At 59.9% G+C, this 21,636-nt stretch carries 15 protein-coding genes; 12 read left to right on the top strand and 3 right to left on the bottom strand.

Annotated elements, in window-relative coordinates; translation table 11 throughout:
• Nucleotides 1–84: 84 nt before the first annotated feature.
• The gene (locus F6R97_RS12415) at nucleotides 85–2,529 is read right to left on the bottom strand and encodes a penicillin-binding protein 1A (protein ID WP_409999799.1); all 2,445 of its coding nucleotides are present in this window, start codon (nucleotides 2,527–2,529) and stop codon (nucleotides 85–87) included.
• 219 nt (nucleotides 2,530–2,748) lie between these two features.
• Between F6R97_RS12415 and F6R97_RS12410 the strand changes: the two genes are divergently transcribed.
• The 11 genes from F6R97_RS12410 to hemE all read left to right on the top strand — a co-directional run bounded on the left by F6R97_RS12410 (nucleotide 2,749) and on the right by hemE (nucleotide 18,568).
• Nucleotides 2,749–3,813: a pilus assembly protein PilM gene (locus F6R97_RS12410; protein WP_007899221.1), complete on the top strand. Its 1,065-nt coding sequence runs from the start codon at nucleotides 2,749–2,751 to the stop codon at nucleotides 3,811–3,813.
• Nucleotides 3,813–4,379, top strand: coding sequence for a PilN domain-containing protein (locus tag F6R97_RS12405; protein WP_038978607.1), 567 nt, complete (start codon nucleotides 3,813–3,815; stop codon nucleotides 4,377–4,379). Before F6R97_RS12410 ends, F6R97_RS12405 begins: the two co-directional genes overlap by 1 nt.
• Nucleotides 4,376–4,999, top strand: a complete 624-nt coding sequence (pilO, locus tag F6R97_RS12400; protein WP_315866618.1) for a type 4a pilus biogenesis protein PilO — start codon at nucleotides 4,376–4,378, stop codon at nucleotides 4,997–4,999. The genes F6R97_RS12405 and pilO overlap by 4 nt, the downstream gene beginning before the upstream one ends.
• Nucleotides 4,996–5,523, top strand: a complete 528-nt coding sequence (locus F6R97_RS12395) for a pilus assembly protein PilP (RefSeq protein ID WP_038978609.1) — start codon at nucleotides 4,996–4,998, stop codon at nucleotides 5,521–5,523. The genes pilO and F6R97_RS12395 overlap by 4 nt, the downstream gene beginning before the upstream one ends.
• A 13-nt stretch (nucleotides 5,524–5,536) precedes the next feature.
• Entirely contained in the window at nucleotides 5,537–7,612 is a 2,076-nt protein-coding gene (gene pilQ / locus F6R97_RS12390; protein ID WP_038978610.1) for a type IV pilus secretin PilQ, read from the top strand.
• 4 nt (nucleotides 7,613–7,616) lie between these two features.
• Nucleotides 7,617–8,135 carry a shikimate kinase AroK gene (gene aroK, locus F6R97_RS12385; protein ID WP_032830073.1) on the top strand — a complete coding sequence of 173 codons (519 nt, stop codon included), beginning with the start codon at nucleotides 7,617–7,619 and terminating at the stop codon, nucleotides 8,133–8,135.
• Nucleotides 8,136–8,285: 150 nt separating this feature from the next.
• On the top strand, nucleotides 8,286–9,386 hold the full coding sequence (gene aroB, locus F6R97_RS12380; RefSeq protein WP_038978611.1) for a 3-dehydroquinate synthase: 1,101 nt from the start codon (nucleotides 8,286–8,288) through the stop codon (nucleotides 9,384–9,386).
• 10 nt (nucleotides 9,387–9,396) lie between these two features.
• Nucleotides 9,397–11,001, top strand: a complete 1,605-nt coding sequence (locus F6R97_RS12375) for an AAA family ATPase (protein WP_315866617.1) — start codon at nucleotides 9,397–9,399, stop codon at nucleotides 10,999–11,001.
• Nucleotides 11,002–11,351: 350 nt separating this feature from the next.
• A complete protein-coding gene (gene gltB, locus F6R97_RS12370; RefSeq protein ID WP_038978613.1) occupies nucleotides 11,352–15,797 on the top strand; it encodes a glutamate synthase large subunit in 4,446 nt (1,481 codons plus the stop codon).
• A gap of 33 nt (nucleotides 15,798–15,830) precedes the next feature.
• Complete coding sequence (locus tag F6R97_RS12365; protein WP_038978614.1) at nucleotides 15,831–17,249, top strand: FAD-dependent oxidoreductase; 1,419 nt, start codon at nucleotides 15,831–15,833, stop codon at nucleotides 17,247–17,249.
• 251 nt (nucleotides 17,250–17,500) lie between these two features.
• Complete coding sequence (gene hemE / locus F6R97_RS12360; RefSeq protein WP_038978615.1) at nucleotides 17,501–18,568, top strand: uroporphyrinogen decarboxylase; 1,068 nt, start codon at nucleotides 17,501–17,503, stop codon at nucleotides 18,566–18,568.
• Nucleotides 18,569–18,749: 181 nt separating this feature from the next.
• Here hemE and F6R97_RS12355 read toward each other — a convergent pair whose 3' ends face one another.
• Nucleotides 18,750–19,991, bottom strand: a complete 1,242-nt coding sequence (locus F6R97_RS12355) for an MFS transporter (RefSeq protein ID WP_390176097.1) — start codon at nucleotides 19,989–19,991, stop codon at nucleotides 18,750–18,752.
• Between the two features lie 152 nt (nucleotides 19,992–20,143).
• On the opposite strand from F6R97_RS12355, the gene F6R97_RS12350 reads away from it, so the two are divergent.
• Nucleotides 20,144–21,040 carry a LysR family transcriptional regulator gene (locus tag F6R97_RS12350; RefSeq protein WP_038978617.1) on the top strand — a complete coding sequence of 299 codons (897 nt, stop codon included), beginning with the start codon at nucleotides 20,144–20,146 and terminating at the stop codon, nucleotides 21,038–21,040.
• Nucleotides 21,041–21,174: 134 nt separating this feature from the next.
• On the opposite strand, the gene F6R97_RS12345 is transcribed toward F6R97_RS12350, so the two are convergent.
• Nucleotides 21,175–21,621, bottom strand: coding sequence for a hypothetical protein (locus F6R97_RS12345; protein WP_048396078.1), 447 nt, complete (start codon nucleotides 21,619–21,621; stop codon nucleotides 21,175–21,177).
• Between the last annotated feature and the right edge of the window lie 15 nt (nucleotides 21,622–21,636).

Here is a 21,636-nt window from a genome sequence, read left to right as displayed (position 1 = left end):
CCGGGTCATTCAGCGCATAACCGGCAGGCAATAAAAAGCCCCGCTCTTCTTTCGAAGGCGGGGCTTTTTTGCAGCTTCAGGCAATCAGAACAAATCGATCGGCGCTGCCTCATCGGCTGGCAGCGGGCTGCCCGGCACATTGCCGTTACTCAGCTCGTTAACCGACGGTGGCGTGTCTTCGGCCTTGAACAGTTCGAAGTAAGCGCCTGGCGTACTTGGGGTGGCCGCACGACCACTGATTGGGTCGACGCGCAGGCTGAGAATGCCTTCGGGTTCCGCTTGGGTGTGAGGCGGCTTGTCTTTAAGGGCCGCCGCCATGTAGTTCATCCAGATAGGCAGGGCGACAGTGCCGCCGAACTCGCGTTTGCCCAGGCTTTCCGGTTGGTCGAAGCCAGTCCAGACGGTGGTCACGTAATCGGCATTGTAGCCGGAGAACCAGGCGTCCTTGGATTCGTTGGTAGTACCGGTCTTGCCCGCGATGTCGCTGCGGCCCAAGGCCAGCGCACGGCGGCCGGTGCCGAGTTTGATCACGTCCTCAAGCATGCTGTTGAGGATGTAGGTGGTGCGGCCATCGACGATGCGCTCGGCCACGGCTGGCGTTTGTGGCGCTGGCTGGGCGCTTGGCGCTTCGCCTGGGGTGGCGTTGACCGTGAAGGTGTCGGAGGCCGGCATAGCGATGCCATCGCTGGCTACGGTGCCTTTGGGAACGCTCGGCGGGTTGGCGACGAATAGCGTGTCGCCGTTGCGGCTTTCGATCTTGTCGATGATGTATGGGGTGATCTTGTAGCCGCCGTTGGCGAAGGTGGCCCAGCCGGTGGCGATTTCCATTGGCGTCAGGGTTGCGGTACCCAGGGCCAGGGACAGGTTGCGCGGCAAGTCCTGCTTGTTGAAGCCGAACTTGCTGATGTAGTCGATGGTGCGGTCGACACCCAACGCTTGCAGCAGGCGGATCGATACCAGGTTGCGCGACTTATAGAGCGCTTCACGCATGCGGATCGGGCCGAGGAAGGTGTTGGTGTCGTTCTTCGGACGCCAGACCTTGTCCAGGTATTCGTCAACGAACACGATCGGTGCGTCGTTCACCAGGCTGGCCGCGGTGTAGCCGTTGTCCAGGGCGGCGCTGTAGACGAACGGCTTGAAGCTCGAACCCGGCTGACGCTTGGCCTGCATGGCGCGGTTGTAGTTGCTCTGCTCGAAGGCGAAACCGCCGACCAGTGAACGAATGGCACCGTTCTGCGGGTCGAGGGAAACCAGTGCACCTTGAGCTTGCGGAATCTGGCTGAATTTGAGCGAGCCGTCAGGCTGACGCTGCACGCGAATCAGATCACCGACCTGCGCGACATCCGACGGCTGCTTCGGATTGGCGCCCATGCTGTTGGTGTTCAGGAACGGACGAGCCCACTTCATGGTGTCCCAGGCGATGTGCTCTTCGCCGGTACCCGTGCGGGTCAATACCTGCACGCCGTTCTTGTCGACCTGGGTCACGATCGCCGGTTCCAGGCTGCTGATGATTCGCTGTTTGGTCAGCTCCTGAGTCCAGGCTTCTCGGGTTTTACCCGGCAGGCGTGACTCGGGGCCGCGATAACCGTGCCGTTGGTCGTAGGTCATCAAGCCTTCGTGAACCGCGGTGTTGGCCATCTCCTGCAAATTGCTCGGGACTGTGGTGGTGACACGAAAACCTTCGGTGTACGCATCGCTGCCATAGCGGCCGACCATTTCGGCACGGGCCATTTCGGCGACGTATGGCGCGTTCACTTCCGGGGTCGGCACATGGTAGCTGGCGTTCAGCGGCTCATTGATCGCAGTGGTGTAGTCGGCTTCGGTGATTTTGCCGAGCTTATACATGCGCCCCAGGATCCAGTCGCGACGCTCCTTGCTGCGGGTCGGGTTAGCCAGCGGGTTGAAGCGCGACGGGGCTTTTGGCAGGCCGGCGATCATCGCCATCTGCGCCAGGCTGACGTCACGAATCGACTTGCCGTAATAGACCTGCGCCGCCGCCTCGATGCCATAGGCGCGGTTGCCCAGATAGATCTTGTTGACGTACAGCTCGAGGATCTCGTCCTTGGTCAACTGCCGTTCGATCTGCAGGGCCAGGAGGATTTCGGTGGTTTTGCGCGAGAAGCTGCGTTCGCTGGTCAGGAAGAAGTTCTTCGCCACCTGCATGGTGATGGTGCTGCCGCCGGATTGAATGTGACCGCTCTTGACCAGTTGGGTCGCGGCGCGCATCAGGCTGCTGGGATCGACGCCGTAGTGGTTGGCGAAATTGTCGTCTTCAGCACTTAGTAACGCATTGATGAAATTGGGGGGAATGTCGGCGAAACGGATCGGAGTACGGCGCATTTCGCCAAACTCTGCGATCAATTTGTTGTCGCTGCTGTAAACCCGCAAAGGAATCTGCAACTGAATACTTCTCAGCGCCTCCACGGACGGCAATCCAGGGCTAAGGTAAAGAAAAGCGCCGCTCAGACCCAGGAGCAGTCCGCAGAAAACGGCGACGATGGACCAACCGAAAAATTTCAGCAGACGAATCAAGGCTTTTGGATATCCAGGGTAAAGAATGAATTAGGCATCAGGGGTTCAGGCTATACAGAGAATGACCCGCGCTTGCAGTGAAAGCGGAAAAAACGCTCAGCATTATAAGCATTTTTCCGTCGGGGGCGTCATTTGCGCTTCTGTCAAGACGGGGGGTATTGAACGCAATGGATATTACAGAGTCCGTAACTCACGGATAGTCATAGGGAATTGGTAGTGCTAGGACTCTTCAATAAAAAAGCCAATACGCTTCTGGGGATCGACATCAGCTCCACGTCGGTGAAGCTACTGGAGCTAAGTCGCCAGGGCGACCGGTACCGGGTCGAGGCCTATGCGGTCGAACCGCTGCCCGCGAGTGCCGTGGTCGAGAAAAATATCGCCGAGCTCGAAGGCGTGGGGCAGGCTCTTGCGCGCGTGCTGGCCAAGGCCAAAACCAGTCTCAGGAACGTTGCCGTGGCGGTGGCAGGTTCGGCGGTGATCACCAAGACCATCGAGATGGACGCCGGTCTTTCCGACGACGAGATGGAAAACCAGCTGAAGATCGAGGCCGATCAGTACATTCCTTATCCACTGGACGAAGTGGCGATCGATTTCGAAGTGCAAGGCGTGTCGGCACGCAACCCCGAGCGGGTCAATGTGCTGCTGGCGGCGTGTCGCAAAGAAAACGTCGAGGTCCGTGAAGCGGCCCTGGCTCTGGCCGGGCTGACCGCGCGCGTGGTGGACGTCGAAGCCTATGCCCTGGAGCGATCGTTCGGCCTGCTGGCAACCCAGTTGGCCGCTTCTCAGGAGCGTCTGACCGTGGCGGTGGTCGATATCGGCGCCACCATGACCACCCTGAGCGTGCTGCACAACGGGCGGATCATCTACACCCGCGAACAATTGTTCGGTGGCCGTCAACTGACGGAAGAAATCCAGCGTCGTTATGGCCTGACCGTCGAGCAGGCGGGGCTGGCGAAGAAGCAGGGCGGTTTGCCGGACGATTATGTCAGCGAGGTCTTGCAACCGTTTCGTGATGCGTTGGTGCAGCAGGTGTCGCGTTCATTGCAGTTCTTCTTTGCCTCCGGCCAGTACAACTCGGTCGATCACATCCTCTTGGCCGGCGGCACCGCCTCGGTCCCCGGGCTGGAGCGATTGATCGAGCAGCGACTGGGTACGCCGACCCAGGTCGCCAATCCATTCTCCGACATGACCCTGAGCAGCAAGGTCAACGCCGGTGCCTTGGCGAGCGATGCTCCGGCACTGATGATCGCCTGCGGGCTGGCCCTCAGGAGTTTCGACTGATGGCGCGGATCAATCTTTTACCCTGGCGTGAAGAGTTGCGCGAAGGGCGTCGCAAACGCTTTTTACTGGCGTTGGTCGGTGTGCTGCTGGGGTCAGTGAGTGCGTTGCTGATCGCGGATCAGGTCATTAACGGCGCCATTAATCGGCAAGTCGCCCGTAACGATTACATCGGCAAGCAGATTGCCGTGGTCGACGAGCGGATCAAACAGATCAGCGACCTGAAGGCCCGTCGACAGCAACTGGTCGAGCGCATGCGCATTATTCAGGACCTGCAAGGCAACCGGCCGATCAGCGGGAGGATCTTCGATCAGTTGGCGCGTACCTTGCCGGACGGAGTTTATTTCACTGAAGTGAAAATGGTCGGCAAGACGTTGTCCATCACCGGCGCAGCGGAGTCCAACAATCGTGTTTCGGATCTGATGCGCAATCTTGATGCGTCCGACTGGTTCGATGCGCCCAACCTTACGGAGGTCAAGGCGACCACCGCTGGTCAGCTGGATCAGGCCAATGTGTTTCAGTTGACCGTCCGTCAGACTCAGCCAACAGTTTTGGGGGGCGCTAAATGAAGCCGTCCGAGTGGTTCGAAGGGTTACGCCAGATCGACATCAATGATCTGGACACCAACAACATGGGTTCCTGGCCAGCGGCGATCAAGGTCCTGGCGAGTGTCCTGCTGATGGTTCTGGTGCTGGCCCTGGGCTACATCTTTTTGATCAGCGATTTGCAAAACCACCTGGAACTCAGGCACGAGGAAGAGTCGACGCTCAGGGAGCAATTCGCGACCAAAGCCCACATGGCGGCGAATCTGGAGCTGTATACCCAGCAGATGAAGGAAATGGAGAATTCCTTCGGCATGTTGTTACGGCAATTGCCCAGCGACACCGAAGTGCCCGGCCTGCTGGAGGACATCACCCGCACCGGCCTGGGCAGCGGCCTGGAGTTCGAAGAGATCAAGCTGCTCCCGGAGGTCACCCAGCAGTTCTACATCGAGCTTCCTATCCGGATCACCGTCACCGGCGCCTATCACGACCTGGCTACTTTCGTCAGCGGCGTGGCCGGGCTGCCACGGATCGTCACCCTGCATGACTTCGACCTGGCGCCGGCCAATCCTGATGGCGGTCCGAAGTTACGCATGAGCATCCTTGCCAAAACCTATCGCTACAACGACAAGGGGTTGCAGAAATGAGCCCGATTCGTTGCCTGTCGATGGTTATGTGTCTGGTTATCCTGGCCGGTTGTGGCGGCGACAATGATTTCAGCGACCTGGACGCCTACCTGAACGAAGTGCGCCTGCGTGCACCTGGCAAGATTGAACCAACGCCGACATTCCGGTCTTACCCGACATTCACCTACAACGCTGCCAACCTGCGTAGCCCGTTCTCCCGGCAGGTCAGAGTCGATCTGGCCGGCCAGAAGCACGGCTCGCGTAACGTCAAACCCGACCCCAACCGGGTCAAGCAGTACCTCGAAGGCTTCAATATCGAGCAATTTGAAATGGTCGGCACCCTCTCCAATGCAGCCGGTTCCTTTGCGCTGTTGCGCGGGGCGGGCGGTGTGCATCGGCTGAAAGTCGGCGATTACCTGGGGCGTAACGATGGACGGATCGTCGCCATCAGCGGTTCGCAAGTCGACGTGGTCGAAATCGTTCCCGATGGCGAAGGTGCCTGGCTGGAACGGCCGCGAACCATCCCTTTGAAAGAGCACTCATAGTGGAACTCGAATAATGAACAGGATTTTCTCAACCTTCGGTATTTCGCTATGGATAGCGTTTCTGTCGCCGATGGTAGTGGCGGCCAACCTCAAAGCGCTGGATGTCGCCGCGCTGCCCGGTGACCGTGTCGAGTTGAAGTTGTCGTTCGATGGGCCGCCACCGCAGCCCCACGGTTACACGACAGAGCAGCCTGCGCGGATTGCGCTGGACCTGCCGGGAGTCGCCAGTCAGCTGGCGAACAAGAACCGGGACCTGGGCGGCGGCAATGCCCGCAGCGCCACGGTAGTGGAGGCCAAGGACCGTACACGGCTGATCATCAGCCTGACTCAATTGACTCCGTACAACACCCGCGTCGAAGGCAACAATCTGTTCGTGGTTGTCGGGCAAGGGGCCGGTAGCAAGGCGCCCAAATCGGCCGTCAGCGCACCGCGCGCAGCCACTGCGACACCAGCGCCCGCGAGGGTCAATGCGCCCGTGGGTAAAGCCATCCGGGGCGTGGATTTCCAGCGCGGCACCCAGGGTGAGGGCAATGTGGTCATCGATCTGTCGGATCCGTCCATCGCCCCGGACATCCAGGAGCGCGATGGCAAAATCATCGTCGGTTTCAGCAGGACCCAACTGCCTGAACGGTTGCGTGTACGCCTCGACGTCAAGGATTTCGCCACGCCGGTGCAGTTCGTCAACGCCAGCGCCACGGGCGATCGGGCCATTATCAGTATCGAGCCCAGTGGCGCCTTCGATTATTCGACCTATCAGACCGACAACAAATTGACCGTCAGCATCCGGCCGATGACTGTCGATGACCTGCAAAAGCGCAACGCCGAACGCTTTGCCTACACCGGCGAAAAACTCTCGCTGAATTTTCAGGACATTGATGTGCGCTCGGTGCTGCAACTGATCGCCGATTTCACCAATCTCAATCTGGTCGCCAGCGACACGGTGCAGGGCGGTATCACGTTGCGTCTGCAGAATGTGCCGTGGGATCAGGCGCTGGACCTGGTGCTGAAAACCAAAGGCCTGGATAAACGCAAGATTGGTAACGTGCTGCTGGTGGCGCCGGCTGATGAAATCGCTGCCCGAGAGCGTCAGGAACTGGAGTCGCAGAAACAGATCGCCGAACTGGCGCCTCTGCGTCGCGAGCTGTTACAGGTCAACTACGCCAAGGCCGCCGATATCGCCAAGCTGTTCCAGTCGGTGACCAGCGCCGAGGCGAAAATCGACGAGCGAGGGTCAATCACTGTCGATGAGAGAACCAACAACATCATTGCCTACCAGACCCAGGATCGACTCGACGAACTGCGTCGCATCGTTGCACAACTGGATATTCCGGTGCGTCAGGTGATGATCGAGGCGCGCATCGTCGAGGCCAACGTCGATTACGACAAGAGCCTTGGCGTACGCTGGGGCGGTTCGGTGCAGAAGGGTAACTGGAACACGTCCGGGGTCAACGGATCTTCGACCACCATTGGTACGCCGGGCAGCACCAGTACCAACTCGCCGTTCGTCGATCTGGGGACGTCTGCCAATACCTCCGGGATCGGCATCGCCTTCATTACCGACAATGTGCTGCTGGATCTTGAGCTTTCGGCCATGGAGAAAACCGGCAACGGGGAAATCGTCTCGCAGCCCAAGGTGGTCACGTCCGACAAGGAAACCGCGAAAATCCTCAAGGGCACCGAGATTCCCTATCAGGAAGCCAGCTCCAGCGGCGCCACCTCGGTGTCGTTCAAGGAGGCTTCGCTGTCCCTGGAAGTGACCCCGCAGATCACGCCGGACAATCGCATCATCATGGAGGTCAAAGTCACCAAGGACGAACCGGACTACCTGAACAAAGTGCAGGATGTACCGCCGATCAAGAAAAACGAGGTCAACGCCAAGGTGTTGGTAAACGACGGCGAGACCATCGTCATTGGTGGGGTTTTCTCAAATACTCAGAGCAAGGTTGTAGATAAGGTGCCATTTCTCGGTGATGTGCCGTATCTTGGCCGCCTTTTCCGGCGTGACGTGGTTTCGGAGAAAAAATCCGAGCTGCTGGTCTTTCTCACTCCGCGTATCATGAACAATCAGGCGATTGCTGTGAGTCATTGATTCTGTGCGAAATTTGATTCTTGTTGGACCGATGGGGGCTGGAAAAAGCACCATCGGCCGTTTGCTGGCCAAAGAGCTGCGCCTGCCGTTCAAAGATTCCGATAAGGAAATTGAATTGCGCACGGGCGCCAATATCCCGTGGATTTTCGATAAGGAAGGCGAGCCGGGCTTTCGCGACCGCGAGCAGGCAATGATTGCCGAGCTGTGCGCGTGCGATGGCGTGGTGTTGGCGACTGGCGGCGGCGCGGTGATGCGCGAAGCCAATCGTCGAGCGCTGCACGCCGGTGGTCGAGTGGTCTATCTGCATGCGTCGGTCGAGCAGCAGGTCGGCCGAACGGCTCGCGACCGCAATCGGCCATTGCTGCGCACCGCTGATCCGGCCAAGACCCTTCGGGACTTGCTGGCGATCCGTGATCCGCTGTATCGGGAAATCGCCGACCTGGTGGTGGAAACCGATGAGCGGCCGCCGCGAATGGTGGTGCTCGACATCCTCGAACGCTTGCAGCAGCTACCGCCCCGTTAATGCGCGGCGCGAAATGCGCTATCCTCGGCGTCCTGTCGCAGCCGCTCAAGGTTGTGGCGGCTGGCTACCGAATGGCGTCACACCAGCAGACGCCATGGAATTCGTAAACTCAAGGCAGGACGCCTGATTCCATCTTCACTGTGGGGACACATGCAGACACTCAAGGTCGATCTAGGCGAGCGCAGCTACCCGATTCATATTGGCGAAGGTTTGTTGGATCAGCCTGAGCTGCTGGCCCCGCATATCCGCGGGCGGCAGGTGGCGATCATCTCCAATGAGACCGTCGCGCCGCTCTATCTCGAGCGTCTGACCCGCAGTCTTGCACAGTTCTCGGTGATTTCCGTGGTGCTGCCCGACGGCGAAGCCTTCAAGACCTGGGAAACCCTGCAACTGATTTTCGACGGCCTGCTGACTGCACGGCACGATCGCCGCACCACGGTCATCGCCCTCGGTGGCGGCGTGATCGGTGACATGGCCGGTTTTGCAGCCGCCTGCTACCAGCGTGGCGTCGATTTCATCCAGGTACCGACCACGTTGTTGTCGCAAGTCGACTCCTCGGTGGGCGGCAAGACCGGGATCAATCACCCGCTGGGCAAGAACATGGTCGGTGCTTTCTATCAGCCCAATGTGGTGCTGATCGATACCGCCACCCTCAACACCCTGCCGCCCCGCGAACTGTCTGCCGGGCTGGCGGAAGTCATCAAATACGGGCTGATCTGCGATGAGCCATTCCTGACCTGGCTCGAAGAAAACGTCGATCGCCTGCGAGCGCTGGATCAGACCGCCCTGACTTACGCCATCGAACGCTCCTGCGCAGCCAAGGCTGCTGTGGTCGGTGCCGACGAGAAAGAGACGGGCGTACGTGCCACGTTGAACCTGGGCCACACCTTCGGCCACGCGATCGAAACCCACATGGGCTATGGTGTCTGGCTTCATGGCGAGGCAGTCGCTGCTGGCACCGTAATGGCTTTGGAGATGTCCGCGCGCCTGGGCTGGATCAGCGAGCAGGAGCGTGATCGCGGTATTCGCCTGTTCCAGCGTGCCGGCCTGCCGGTCATCCCGCCGGAAGAGATGACCGAAGCCGATTTTCTCGAACACATGGCAATTGACAAGAAAGTGATCGACGGTCGTTTGCGCCTGGTGCTGCTGCGCCACATGGGCGAAGCAGTGGTGACCGACGATTATCCGAAAGAGGTTTTACAGGCCACGCTGGGAGCGGATTACCGCGCCCTGGCTCAGCTTAAAGGTTAATAAGATCCCGATGACTAGTTTGCATGCCGACGAGGCTTTCCTCGGCCATTACCAGTTAAGTCATGACCCTTTCGCTCCACGGGTGCCTGGCTTCAAATTTTTCCCGGCCCAGCGCAAACCGGTGCTGGGGCAACTGCATCATCTGGCCCGTTACAGCCAGTTGTTGCTGGTGGTCACTGGCCCTCAAGGCAGCGGCAAAACCCTGTTGCGTCAGGCCCTGGTGGCCAGCACCAACAAACAGTCAGTGCAGAGCGTGGTGGTTTCCGCCCGTGGCGCCGGCGATGCAGCCGGTATGCTGCGTCAGGTGGCTCAGGCGCTGAACGTCGAGCAGGCCGAAATTGGCGCGATCCTGGCCCAAGTGGTCCAGCTTGCCCTCACGGGGCAGGAAGTCTATTTGCTGGTCGACGATGCCGAGCAACTCGACGAATCTGCGCTGGAAGCCTTGTTGGCTTTGGCCGCTGGTGCGCCGGAAGGTCGCCCGCACGTGTTCCTGTTTGGCGAGTCCTCTCTGATTGCTCAGCTTGACGCGTTGAGCCTGGAGGAAGAGCGCTTCCACGTCATCGAATTGCAGCCTTATACCGAAGAAGAAACCCGCGAATATCTGGATCAGCGTCTAGAAGGCGCCGGTCGGGGTATCGAACTTTTCACCGCGGATCAGATCTCTGATATTCACGAAAGCTCCGACGGTTGGCCTGGCAACATCAATCAGGTCGCCCGCGATGCAATGATCGAAGCCATGATTGCCAGCCGCTCAGCGGTCAAGCGTCCAAGTATGGGGTTCAACATGCCGAAGAAACACGTATTGGCGATTTCCGCCGTAGTCGTGGTCGCGGTAGCCGCCGCCTGGTTGATGCCGGGTCGCAGCAAAGCACCGACCACCGGCGCACCTGCCAATGAACAGGCACAACTGCCGCTGGGTCAGGGCACGCCACAACCTGATGGCGGTGGCGCTCCCGCCGTGGAATTCGCCGGTAACTCGCAGCCAATGCCGTTACCACTGGTCGGCAACTCGCAGCCGGTGATGCGTGGTCCATTGGCCGAAGCCGCCGGTGGTATCACCGAAGGCGACGACGGTGTGCCGGTCGAAGGTTCCAGCGCTACACCGCCAACCGTGACCACCACTGCGCCGCCTGCCGGCATCCAGCCGGGTCCGGCGCCAACGCCAACGCCAACGCCTGCCGCCAAACCGGTTCCAGCGCCGACTCAGGTCGCGACAGCCAAGCCAGTGCCAGCGCCTGCACCTGTTGCCAAACCGGCTCCAGTGCCCGCCAAGCCGGCCGCCGCTGTCAAACCTGCCGAGAAGCCAGCCACTGTGGCCAAAGCCGCCGGTGGCAGCTGGTACGCAGGCCAGGCGCCGGGTAACTACGTGGTGCAAATCCTCGGCACCAGCTCCGAATCGGCCGCGCAAAGCTTCGTCAAGGAGCAGGGCGGCGAGTACCGTTATTTCAAGAAAGTACTCAACGGCAAGCCGCTTTACGTCATCACCTACGGTAGCTTCGCTAACCGCGATGCAGCCGTTACCGCCATCAAGGCCTTGCCAGCGAAGGTTCAGGCTGGTAAACCTTGGCCTCGCACTGTCGCCAGCGTCCAACAGGAACTGGCAACAACTCGCTGAAGATTCGGCGGCCTTACCCAGGCCGCCTCTCCAAGCACCTCAAAATTTCTGCAAGTGCGCGCTGCCCGCAAGGGCGCGTGCCTTGTGGTGTCTGCGTCACAGTGGTCTTTGAGTCGTTGCGGTCAAAATTAAAAAAAGTTTTGACTAGCACAGCATATCGCTTTAAACCTTTCACAAATGCGACATAGATTTGCGACATTTCGTCGTCAAATTTGTGAGCCTCAGTGTCGGTGTGTACAATGACCTCCCTTTTGCCCCCGCAAAGCTGGCGTACGTTCGGCGTGGATGGTAACTGGCTGAATTGAAAAGAAATTTGCCTCGATAAGAGGCAGCCTGGTGAGAAAGTGTCTATGAAAGCAGGTCTGTACCAACCAGATGAATTCAAGGATAACTGCGGTTTCGGCTTGATAGCCCATATGCAGGGCGAGCCCAGTCATACCCTTTTGCAAACGGCCATTGAGGCCCTGACCTGCATGACCCACCGCGGTGGGATCAACGCCGACGGCAAGACCGGTGACGGTTGCGGTCTGCTGATTCAAAAGCCGGATGTGTTCCTGCGTGCGATTGCCCAGGAAACCTTCGGCGTCGAACTGCCCAAGCAATATGCGGTGGGCATGGTCTTCTTCAACCAGGACCCGGTCAAAGCCGAAGCCGCTCGCGAGAACATGAACCGCGAGATCCTGGCCGCCGGTCTGCAACTGGTCGGCTGGCGCAAAGTGCCGATCGACACCAGCGTGCTTGGCCGCCTGGCCCTTGAGCGCCTGCCGCAGATCGAGCAAGTGTTCATCGCCGGTGATGGCCTGAGTGATCAGGACATGGCCGTCAAGCTGTTCACCTCCCGTCGTCGCTCGTCCGTGGCCAACGCCGCCGACGCCGATCACTACGTCTGCAGCTTTTCGCACAAGACCATCATTTATAAAGGGCTGATGATGCCGGCGGATCTGACCGCCTTCTATCCAGACCTCAGCGACCAGCGCCTGCAGACCTCGATTTGCGTGTTCCACCAGCGCTTTTCGACCAACACCCTGCCGAAATGGCCGCTGGCTCAGCCGTTCCGTTTTCTCGCCCACAACGGCGAGATCAACACCATCACCGGCAACCGCAACTGGGCCGTGGCCCGTCGCACCAAGTTCACCAACGATCTGATGGATCTGGAAGAACTCGGCCCGCTGGTGAACCGTGTAGGTTCCGACTCCTCCAGCATGGACAACATGCTCGAGTTGATGGTCACCGGTGGCATCGACCTGTTCCGTGGCGTGCGGATGATCATTCCGCCTGCGTGGCAGAACGTCGAAACCATGGACCCGGACCTGCGTGCGTTCTACGAATACAACTCGATGCACATGGAACCGTGGGACGGCCCGGCCGGCGTGGTAATGACTGACGGTCGTTACGCGGTGTGCCTGCTCGACCGTAACGGTCTGCGTCCTGCGCGTTGGGTCACCACCAAGAACGGCTTCATCACCCTGGCCTCGGAAATCGGTGTCTGGAACTACCAGCCTGAAGACGTGATCGCCAAGGGCCGTGTCGGTCCGGGCCAGATCTTCGCCGTGGACACCGAAACCGGTCAGATCCTCGACACCGACGCCATCGACAACCGCTTGAAGTCGCGTCATCCGTACAAGCAATGGCTGCGCAAGAATGCCCTGCGTATCCAGGCGACCATGGAAGACAACGACCATGGTTCGGCGTTCTACGACGTCGATCAGCTCAAGCAGTACATGAAGATGTACCAGGTCACTTTCGAAGAACGTGATCAGGTGCTGCGTCCGCTCGGCGAGCAAGGCTACGAGGCCGTTGGCTCGATGGGCGACGATACGCCGATGGCCGTGCTGTCCCAGCGCGTGCGCACGCCGTACGACTATTTCCGCCAGCAGTTCGCGCAGGTCACCAACCCGCCGATCGACCCGCTACGTGAAGCCATCGTCATGTCGCTGGAGATCTGCCTCGGTGCCGAGCGCAACATTTTCCAGGAGTCGCCGGAACACGCCTCGCGCGTGATCCTCAGCTCGCCGGTCATTTCCCCGGCCAAGTGGCGCTCGCTGATGAACCTCGATCGCCCGGGCTTCGAGCGCGCGATCATCGACCTCAACTACGACGAAAGCGTCGGCCTCGAAGCGGCCATCCGCAACGTCGCCGATCAGGCTGAAGAAGCCGTGCGCTCCGGCCGTACCCAGGTCGTGCTGAGTGACCGTCACATTGCCCCGGGCAAGTTGCCGATCCACGCTTCCCTCGCTACCGGCGCGGTGCATCACCGCCTGACCGAGAAAGGCCTGCGTTGCGACTCCAATATCCTCGTGGAAACTGCGACTGCTCGCGATCCGCACCACTTTGCGGTATTGATCGGTTTCGGCGCCTCGGCGGTCTATCCGTTCCTGGCCTACGAAGTGCTGGGCGACCTGATCCGAACCGGTGAAGTGTTGGGCGACCTCTATGAGGTGTTCAAGAACTACCGCAAAGGCATCACCAAAGGCCTGCTGAAGATCCTGTCGAAGATGGGCATCTCGACCATCACGTCGTACCGCGGTGCGCAGTTGTTCGAAGCCATCGGCCTGTCTGAAGAAGTCTGCGACCTGAGCTTCCGTGGCGTTCCAAGCCGCATCAAGGGCGCGCGTTTCGTCGACATCGAGGCCGAGCAGAAAGCCCTTGCGGCCGAAGCCTGGAGCCCGCGCAAGCCGATCCAGCAAGGCGGCCTGCTGAAGTTCGTCCATGGTGGCGAATATCACGCCTACAACCCGGACGTGGTCAGCACCCTGCAAGCCGCTGTGCAGCAGGGCGACTACAGCAAGTTCAAGGAATACACGGCGCTGGTGGACAACCGTCCGGTGTCGATGATCCGCGATCTGTTCAAGGTCAAGACCCTGGATACGCCGCTGGACATCAGCGAGATCGAACCGCTGGAATCGGTGCTCAAGCGCTTCGACTCCGCGGGCATCTCTTTGGGCGCATTGTCGCCGGAAGCTCACGAAGCCCTGGCCGAAGCCATGAACCGCCTCGGTGCGCGTTCCAACTCCGGCGAAGGCGGCGAAGACCCGGCGCGCTACGGCACCATCAAGAGCTCGAAAATCAAGCAGGTCGCCACCGGCCGTTTCGGTGTCACCCCGGAATACCTGGTCAACGCTGAAGTGCTGCAGATCAAAGTCGCTCAGGGCGCCAAGCCTGGCGAAGGTGGTCAGTTGCCGGGCGGCAAGGTCAACGGTCTGATCGCCAAGCTGCGCTACGCAGTGCCGGGTGTGACCCTGATTTCGCCTCCGCCGCACCACGACATCTATTCGATCGAAGACTTGTCGCAGCTGATTTTCGACCTGAAACAAGTCAACCCGAAGGCATTGGTCTCGGTGAAGCTGGTGGCAGAAGCCGGTGTCGGCACCATCGCGGCCGGTGTGGCCAAGGCCTATGCGGACTTGATCACCATTTCGGGCTACGACGGCGGCACCGGTGCATCGCCACTGACCTCGATCAAATACGCGGGCGCACCGTGGGAGCTCGGCCTGGCTGAAACCCACCAGACCCTGCGCGGCAACGACCTGCGCGGCAAGGTCCGGGTGCAGACTGACGGCGGCCTGAAAACCGGCCTCGACGTAATCAAGGCCGCGATCCTCGGCGCTGAAAGCTTCGGCTTCGGCACCGCGCCAATGATCGCCCTGGGCTGCAAATACCTGCGTATTTGCCACCTGAACAACTGCGCCACCGGCGTCGCGACTCAGAACGAGAAGCTGCGCAAGGATCACTACATCGGTACCGTCGACATGGTGGTGAATTTCTTCACCTACGTCGCCGAAGAAACCCGTGAGTGGCTGGCCAAGCTAGGCGTGCGCTCCCTCGAAGAGCTGATCGGTCGCACCGATCTGCTGGAAATCCTCGAAGGCCAGACCGCCAAGCAGAACCACCTGGACTTGACCCCGTTGCTGGGCAGCGATCACATCCCGGCAGACAAGCCTCAGTTCTGCCAGGTAGACCGCAACCCGCCGTTCGACAAAGGCCTGCTGGCCGAGAAAATGGTCGACTTGGCCACTTCGGCCATCAACGACATGAGCGGTGCCGATTTCGCCCTGGATATCTGCAACTGCGACCGTTCCATCGGCGCGCGGATCTCCGGTGAAATTGCTCGCAAGCATGGCAACCAAGGCATGGCTAACGCGCCGATCACCTTCCGCTTCAAAGGCACTGCCGGTCAGAGCTTCGGTGTGTGGAACGCCGGCGGCCTGAACATGTACCTGGAAGGCGACGCCAACGACTACGTCGGCAAAGGCATGACCGGCGGCAAGCTGGTCATCGTTCCGCCGAAGGGTAGCATCTACAAGACTCAGGACAGCGCCATTATCGGCAACACCTGCTTGTATGGCGCCACCGGGGGCAAGCTGTTCGCCGCCGGTACCGCGGGCGAGCGTTTTGCCGTGCGTAACTCCGGTGCTCACACCGTGGTTGAAGGCACTGGCGATCACTGCTGCGAATACATGACCGGTGGTTTCGTCTGTGTACTGGGCAAGACCGGTTACAACTTCGGCTCAGGCATGACCGGCGGTTTCGCCTACGTGCTCGACCAGGACAACACCTTCGTTGACCGGGTCAACCACGAACTGGTGGAAATCCAGCGGATCAGCGGTGAGGCGATGGAAGCCTATCGCAGCCACCTGCAACGCGTGCTGAACGAATACGTCGAGGAAACCGACAGCGAGTGGGGTCGTAACCTCGCTGAAAACCTCGATGACTATCTGCGTCGTTTCTGGCTGGTCAAGCCCAAGGCTGCCAACCTGAAATCGTTGCTTTCCAGCACCCGTGCCAACCCGCAGTGATATGCGCCTGAAGAGTTTGATGAGGTTTTAACAATGGCTGAACGTCTGAATAACGACTTCCAGTTCATCGATGTCGGGCGCAAGGATCCGAAGAAGAAACTGTTGCGTCAACGCAAGAAAGAGTTCGTGGAAATCTACGAACCCTTCAAACCCCAGCAGTCGGCCGACCAGGCCCACCGCTGCCTGGGTTGCGGTAACCCGTATTGCGAATGGAAGTGCCCGGTGCACAACTTCATTCCGAACTGGCTGAAGCTGGTGGCCGAGGGCAACATCCTGCAGGCCGCCGAACTGTCGCACCAGACCAACACCCTGCCGGAAGTCTGCGGCCGGGTTTGTCCTCAGGATCGTCTGTGCGAGGGGGCCTGCACCCTTAACGACGGTTTTGGTGCGGTGACCATTGGTTCGGTGGAGAAGTACATCACCGATACCGCGTTCGCCATGGGCTGGCGTCCGGACATGTCCAAGGTCAAACCGACCGGCAAGCGTGTCGCGGTAATTGGCGCGGGCCCTGCCGGCCTGGGCTGTGCCGATGTGCTGGTACGTGGCGGCGTGACCCCGGTGGTGTTCGACAAGAACCCGGAAATCGGCGGTCTGCTGACCTTCGGCATCCCCGAGTTCAAGCTGGAAAAGACCGTGCTGAGCAATCGCCGCGAAGTCTTCACCGGCATGGGCATCGAGTTCCGCCTGAACACCGAAATCGGCAAGGACGTGACCATCGAGCAACTGCTCGAAGAATACGATGCCGTGTTCATGGGCATGGGCACCTACACCTACATGAAGGGCGGTTTTGCTGGTGAAGATCTGCCGGGCGTGTATGACGCGCTGGATTTCCTGATCGCCAACGTCAACCGCAACCTGGGCTTTGAAAAGTCGCCGGAAGATTTCGTCGACATGAAAGGCAAAAAGGTCGTGGTGCTGGGCGGTGGCGACACGGCGATGGACTGCAACCGTACTTCGATCCGCCAGGGCGCCAAGTCGGTGACCTGTGCGTATCGTCGTGACGAAGCGAACATGCCGGGCTCGCGCAAAGAGGTGAAGAACGCCAAGGAAGAAGGCGTGAAATTCCTCTACAACCGCCAGCCGATCGCTATCGTCGGTGAAGATCGTGTCGAAGGCGTGAAGGTGGTCGAGACCCGTCTCGGCGAACCGGACGCCCGTGGCCGTCGCAGCCCCGAGCCGATCCCGGGTTCCGAAGAGATCATCCCAGCCGACGCCGTGGTCATCGCGTTCGGTTTCCGTCCAAGCCCGGCATCGTGGTTCCAGCAGTTCAGCATCCAGACCGACAGCCAGGGCCGCGTCGTGGCGCCGGAACAAGGTCAGTACAAGCACCAGACCAGCAACCCGAAAATCTTCGCCGGTGGCGACATGGTGCGCGGTTCCGACCTGGTGGTAACGGCGATCTTCGAAGGCCGCAATGCCGCCGAAGGGATCCTGGATTACCTGGGCGTCTGATCGCTTTCCAAAACTGGAATGCGATCAAATGTGGGAGCGGGCTTGCTCGCGAAAGCGGTGTGTCAGTCAACATCTCTGTTGAATATGACGGCCCCTTCGCGAGCAAGCCCGCTCCCACATTGGTTTTTAGGTGTTGCCAAAACCGTGTTCCACCGCGACAAATTGACCCGATAGACAAAAGGAACGGCTCTTGCCGTGCCTTTTACGTCGCGCTCTGAGAAAATGCCCGCACTTTTTTTCCGGATGCCGACATGACTGCCCTGAAGAACGACCGTTTCCTTCGCGCCCTGCTCAAGCAACCCGTAGACGTCACCCCTGTGTGGATGATGCGTCAGGCCGGTCGCTACCTGCCTGAATACCGCGCCAGCCGTGCCAAGGCCGGTGACTTCATGAGCCTGTGCATGAACCCGGCGTTCGCTTGCGAAGTCACGATGCAGCCGCTCGACCGCTACCCACAACTGGACGCGGCGATCCTGTTCTCCGACATCCTCACCATCCCGGATGCCATGGGCCAAGGCCTGTACTTCGAAACCGGTGAAGGTCCGCGCTTCAAGAAAGTCGTCAGCACCCTGGCTGACATCGAAGCCCTGCCGATTCCTGATCCGCACAAAGACCTCGGCTACGTCATGGACGCAGTCAGCACCATCCGCCGCGAACTGAACGGCCGCGTGCCGCTGATCGGCTTCGCCGGCAGCCCATGGACCCTGGCCACCTACATGGTCGAAGGCGGCTCGTCGAAAGACTACCGCAAAACCAAAACCATGCTCTACGACAACCCGCAAGCCTTGCACCTGCTGCTGGACAAGCTCGCGCAGACGGTCACCAGCTACCTCAACGGCCAAATCATGGCCGGGGCGCAAGCGGTGCAGATCTTCGATAGTTGGGGCGGCAGCCTCTCGGCGGCGGCGTACCAGGAGTTCTCCCTGGCCTACATGCGCAAAATCGTCAGCGGCCTGATCCGCGAACACGAAGGTCGCAAAGTGCCGGTCATCCTGTTCACCAAGAACGGCGGCCTGTGGCTGGAAAGCATCGCTGACGCTGGCGCGGATGCGCTGGGCCTGGACTGGACTTGCGACATTGGCGAAGCCCGCCAACGCGTCGGCAGCAAAGTCGCCCTGCAAGGCAACATGGACCCGACTGTGCTCTACGCCAAGCCAGAAGCCATCCGCACCGAAGTCGGCCGGATCCTCGCCAGCTACGGCAAGGGCAGTGGCCACGTGTTCAATCTCGGTCATGGCATCACGCCGGAAGTCGACCCAGAACACGCCGGTGCGTTCCTGCGCGCGGTGCATGAACTGTCGGCGCGGTATCACGAGTGATCGTGGCCCAATAAAAAACGCCCGGCTTATGCCGGGCGTTTTTGTTTGTGGTTCAGAAAATGAGCAGTGGATGCAGTTCATTGTGGGAGCGGGCTTGCCCGCGATGGCGTCATCTCATACAACACATGTGCTGGGCCGACCATCGCTATCGCGGGCAAGCCCGCTCCCACAAGGTTTTGTGTCAGGCCTTCACACCACCCAACGGTGGCAACTTCGCCAGCTTCAATGCCACCAACAACGCAATCACCAACAACCCGCCAATAAACAACCCGATCCCGTTCCACCCACCCAAGTGCCAGGCCACACCGCCCGCCGTACCCGCGATACTCGACCCGGCGTAATAGCTGAACAGGTACAGCGACGACGCCTGTCCTCTGGCCTTGATCGCACGACGGCCGATCCAGCTACTGGCCACCGAATGCGCACCAAAGAAGCCGAAGGTAAAGATCAGCATGCCGAGAATCACCAGCGGTAACGGCGTGAACATGGTCAGGGCGATGCCCGCGAGCATCACCACAATGGTTGCCCAGAGCACTTTGCGCCGGCCGAGCTGGTCAGCCAGGGCGCCGATTTTCGCCGAGCTGTAGATACCCGACAGGTACACCACCGAGAGCAGCCCGACGAACGCCTGATCCATGTGATACGGCTCGGCCAGCAGGCGATAGCCGATGTAGTTGAACAGCGTGACAAACGCGCCCATCAGCACGAACGCCTCAACGAACAGCAGTGGAAGACCAGCATCGCGAAAGTGCATGGTGAAACCATCGAGCAAGCTGCGCGGATGCAGCGAGCGGGCGCGGAAGTTGCGCGATTCCGGGAGTATTTTCCAGAATACCGCTGCGGCAATCAGTGCCAGTCCCCCAATGACCAGCATCGCCGTGTGCCAGCTGACGAAGTCGATCAATACCCCGACGATCAACCGTCCGCACATGCCGCCGATGGCGTTGCCAGCGATGTACAAGCCCATGGCCAGACCAAGGTGCTGTGGGTGAATTTCTTCGCTCAGGTAAGTCATCGCGACCGCCGCCAGACCGCTCAACGACAGCCCCACCAGCGCCCGCATCACCAGCACGCCTTGCCAGCTCGGGATCATCGCGCTGGCCATGGTGCAGAGAGCGGCGGCGAACAGCGCGGCGACCATCACCGGTTTACGCCCGACGCGATCAGAGACAGGACCGGTGATCAGCAAGCCGATGGCGAGCATGCCGGTGGCGACCGACAGGATCAGGCTGCTCTGGGCTGCGTTGATGGAAAACTCGCGGGACAGCAGCGGCATCATCGGCTGCACGCAGTAGAGCAAGGCAAAAGTCGCAAAACCGCCCGAGAACAGCGCCAGCACCGTGCGCATGAACAGCGGCGTGCCTTTCTCGATGTAGATCTCGCTTAGCTCAGTGACGACGTCGTCCAGCGGAGTGGGCGGAATTTCATGGGCGAGTGGGGAGACAGCAGTTTTCACTTCGGACCTCGGAGGGGCGCAGCCGATCAGGCAATGAAAAAATCATATAGCTGCCTAATGATTCAATCCAATATATTGTTAGACCTGTTTGATAGGTTTTACGACCTAATGGAGTTTTCATGGAATTGCGCCATCTGCGCTACTTTATCGCCGTCGCCGAAGAACTGCATTTCGGCCGCGCCGCCCAGGTGCTGGGCATCTCGCAACCGCCGCTGAGCCAGCAGATTCAGGCGCTGGAACAGGAGGTCGGCGCACGGTTATTCGAACGGACCAATCGTCGGGTCGAACTCAGTGAGGCCGGTCGGCTGTTTCTGGAAGAGGCGCGGTTGGTGCTGGCTCAAGTCGACAAAGCGGCGGATGTTGCGCGGCGGGCACAACTCGGTGAGTTGGGTGAACTGAAGATCGGCTTCACCTCGTCGGCCCCGTTCAACTCGACCATTCCCCAGGCGATCTTTTCGTTTCGCCAGCGTTTCCCGGCTGTGCACCTGCACCTGCGGGAAATGAGCAGCACCCAAGTGGCCGATGCATTGGTTGATGAGTCGATTGAAGTCGGGATTATGCGACCGCTTGGGTTACCGGACTCGCTCAGCGTGGTGGAACTGATGCGCGAGCCGCTGGTGGCGGTGCTCAGCTCCAAACATCCGCTGGTGAGCGGCAGCGAAGACGGTTTATTCCTATCGGCGCTGGCCCTCGAACCCTTCGTATTTTTCCCACGTAGTTATGGCAGCGGTCTGTACGCACAGCTGCTCAGCCTGGCGCGAGATGCCGGGTTCAGCCCGCACTTCGCGCAAGAGGCTGGCGAGGCGATGACCATCATCGGGCTGGTGGCGGCAGGTTTGGGGGTATCGGTGTTGCCGGCGTCTTATCAGCGGATGCGTATTGATGGCGTGGTCTACCGCCCTCTACTCGATCCGGCGGCCGTGTCTGCAGTGTGGCTGGTGCAGCGCAAGGATCAGAAATCGCCGATGGCCAGGGCGTTTGTGGAGTTGTTGACGCGTAAAGTTGAAGGAATGTGATCAGCGTTTAAGAGATCGCAGCCTTCGGCAGCTCCTACGCCGATCTATGTAGGAGCTGCCGAAGGCTGCGATCTTTTGATCCTGATGTTCAAAGCATCAATGCAATCTGTAGCAGCATTAGTCCGCGTCAGGCGTTACTGAACCTTCGCCAAATCCCCTTTCAACGCAACACCCGCCATGAGCGCCCCAGCGTGGCACTCATAGTTCTTGGCATCCTTGCGCTCGTTGCTTTTGTAGAAGCTGACGATGTTGGTCACGGCATTGGCGCCGGCGTTCTTCGCTGCCTGGTGCAGGCTGATGATTGCCGATTGCGCGACCCATTCGCAGGCCACTTCGTCAGACTTGTTGAAGGCGTTGGTTTTCTTGTTGGTCACGGCACCCGCGCTGACTACGGTGACGTTGCCAGACGGGGTATTGCCCGCCAGGTAGAATTTCACGCTGCCATCGATTTTGCCGGCGCGGGTTGCTTCGGCGACTGCTTTGTCAAAAGGCAGATACACCGCGGTGTCACGGGCCTGGCTGATGCCCGGCAATGCACAGATCAGCAAGGTCGCGGCGACAGCGAGTTTCTTGAAGTGCATGGAGGTCTCCTTGAC

Source organism: Pseudomonas sp. JV414, from assembly GCF_032424305.1.
In the GTDB taxonomy this organism is placed as follows: domain Bacteria; phylum Pseudomonadota; class Gammaproteobacteria; order Pseudomonadales; family Pseudomonadaceae; genus Aquipseudomonas; species Aquipseudomonas lini.
This window is presented reverse-complemented; position numbering and strand designations above follow the sequence as displayed.

Coding starts and splice junctions, on each gene's coding strand:
- hemE (WP_038978615.1), top strand. CDS start 17,501: ATGACTGCCCTGAAGAACGACCGTTTCCTTCGCGCCCTGCTCAAGCAA.
- F6R97_RS12375 (WP_315866617.1), top strand. CDS start 9,397: ATGACTAGTTTGCATGCCGACGAGGCTTTCCTCGGCCATTACCAGTTA.
- F6R97_RS12365 (WP_038978614.1), top strand. CDS start 15,831: ATGGCTGAACGTCTGAATAACGACTTCCAGTTCATCGATGTCGGGCGC.
- F6R97_RS12395 (WP_038978609.1), top strand. CDS start 4,996: ATGAGCCCGATTCGTTGCCTGTCGATGGTTATGTGTCTGGTTATCCTG.
- F6R97_RS12405 (WP_038978607.1), top strand. CDS start 3,813: ATGGCGCGGATCAATCTTTTACCCTGGCGTGAAGAGTTGCGCGAAGGG.
- F6R97_RS12345 (WP_048396078.1), bottom strand. CDS start 21,621: ATGCACTTCAAGAAACTCGCTGTCGCCGCGACCTTGCTGATCTGTGCA.
- pilQ (WP_038978610.1), top strand. CDS start 5,537: ATGAACAGGATTTTCTCAACCTTCGGTATTTCGCTATGGATAGCGTTT.
- gltB (WP_038978613.1), top strand. CDS start 11,352: ATGAAAGCAGGTCTGTACCAACCAGATGAATTCAAGGATAACTGCGGT.
- F6R97_RS12350 (WP_038978617.1), top strand. CDS start 20,144: ATGGAATTGCGCCATCTGCGCTACTTTATCGCCGTCGCCGAAGAACTG.
- aroB (WP_038978611.1), top strand. CDS start 8,286: ATGCAGACACTCAAGGTCGATCTAGGCGAGCGCAGCTACCCGATTCAT.
- pilO (WP_315866618.1), top strand. CDS start 4,376: ATGAAGCCGTCCGAGTGGTTCGAAGGGTTACGCCAGATCGACATCAAT.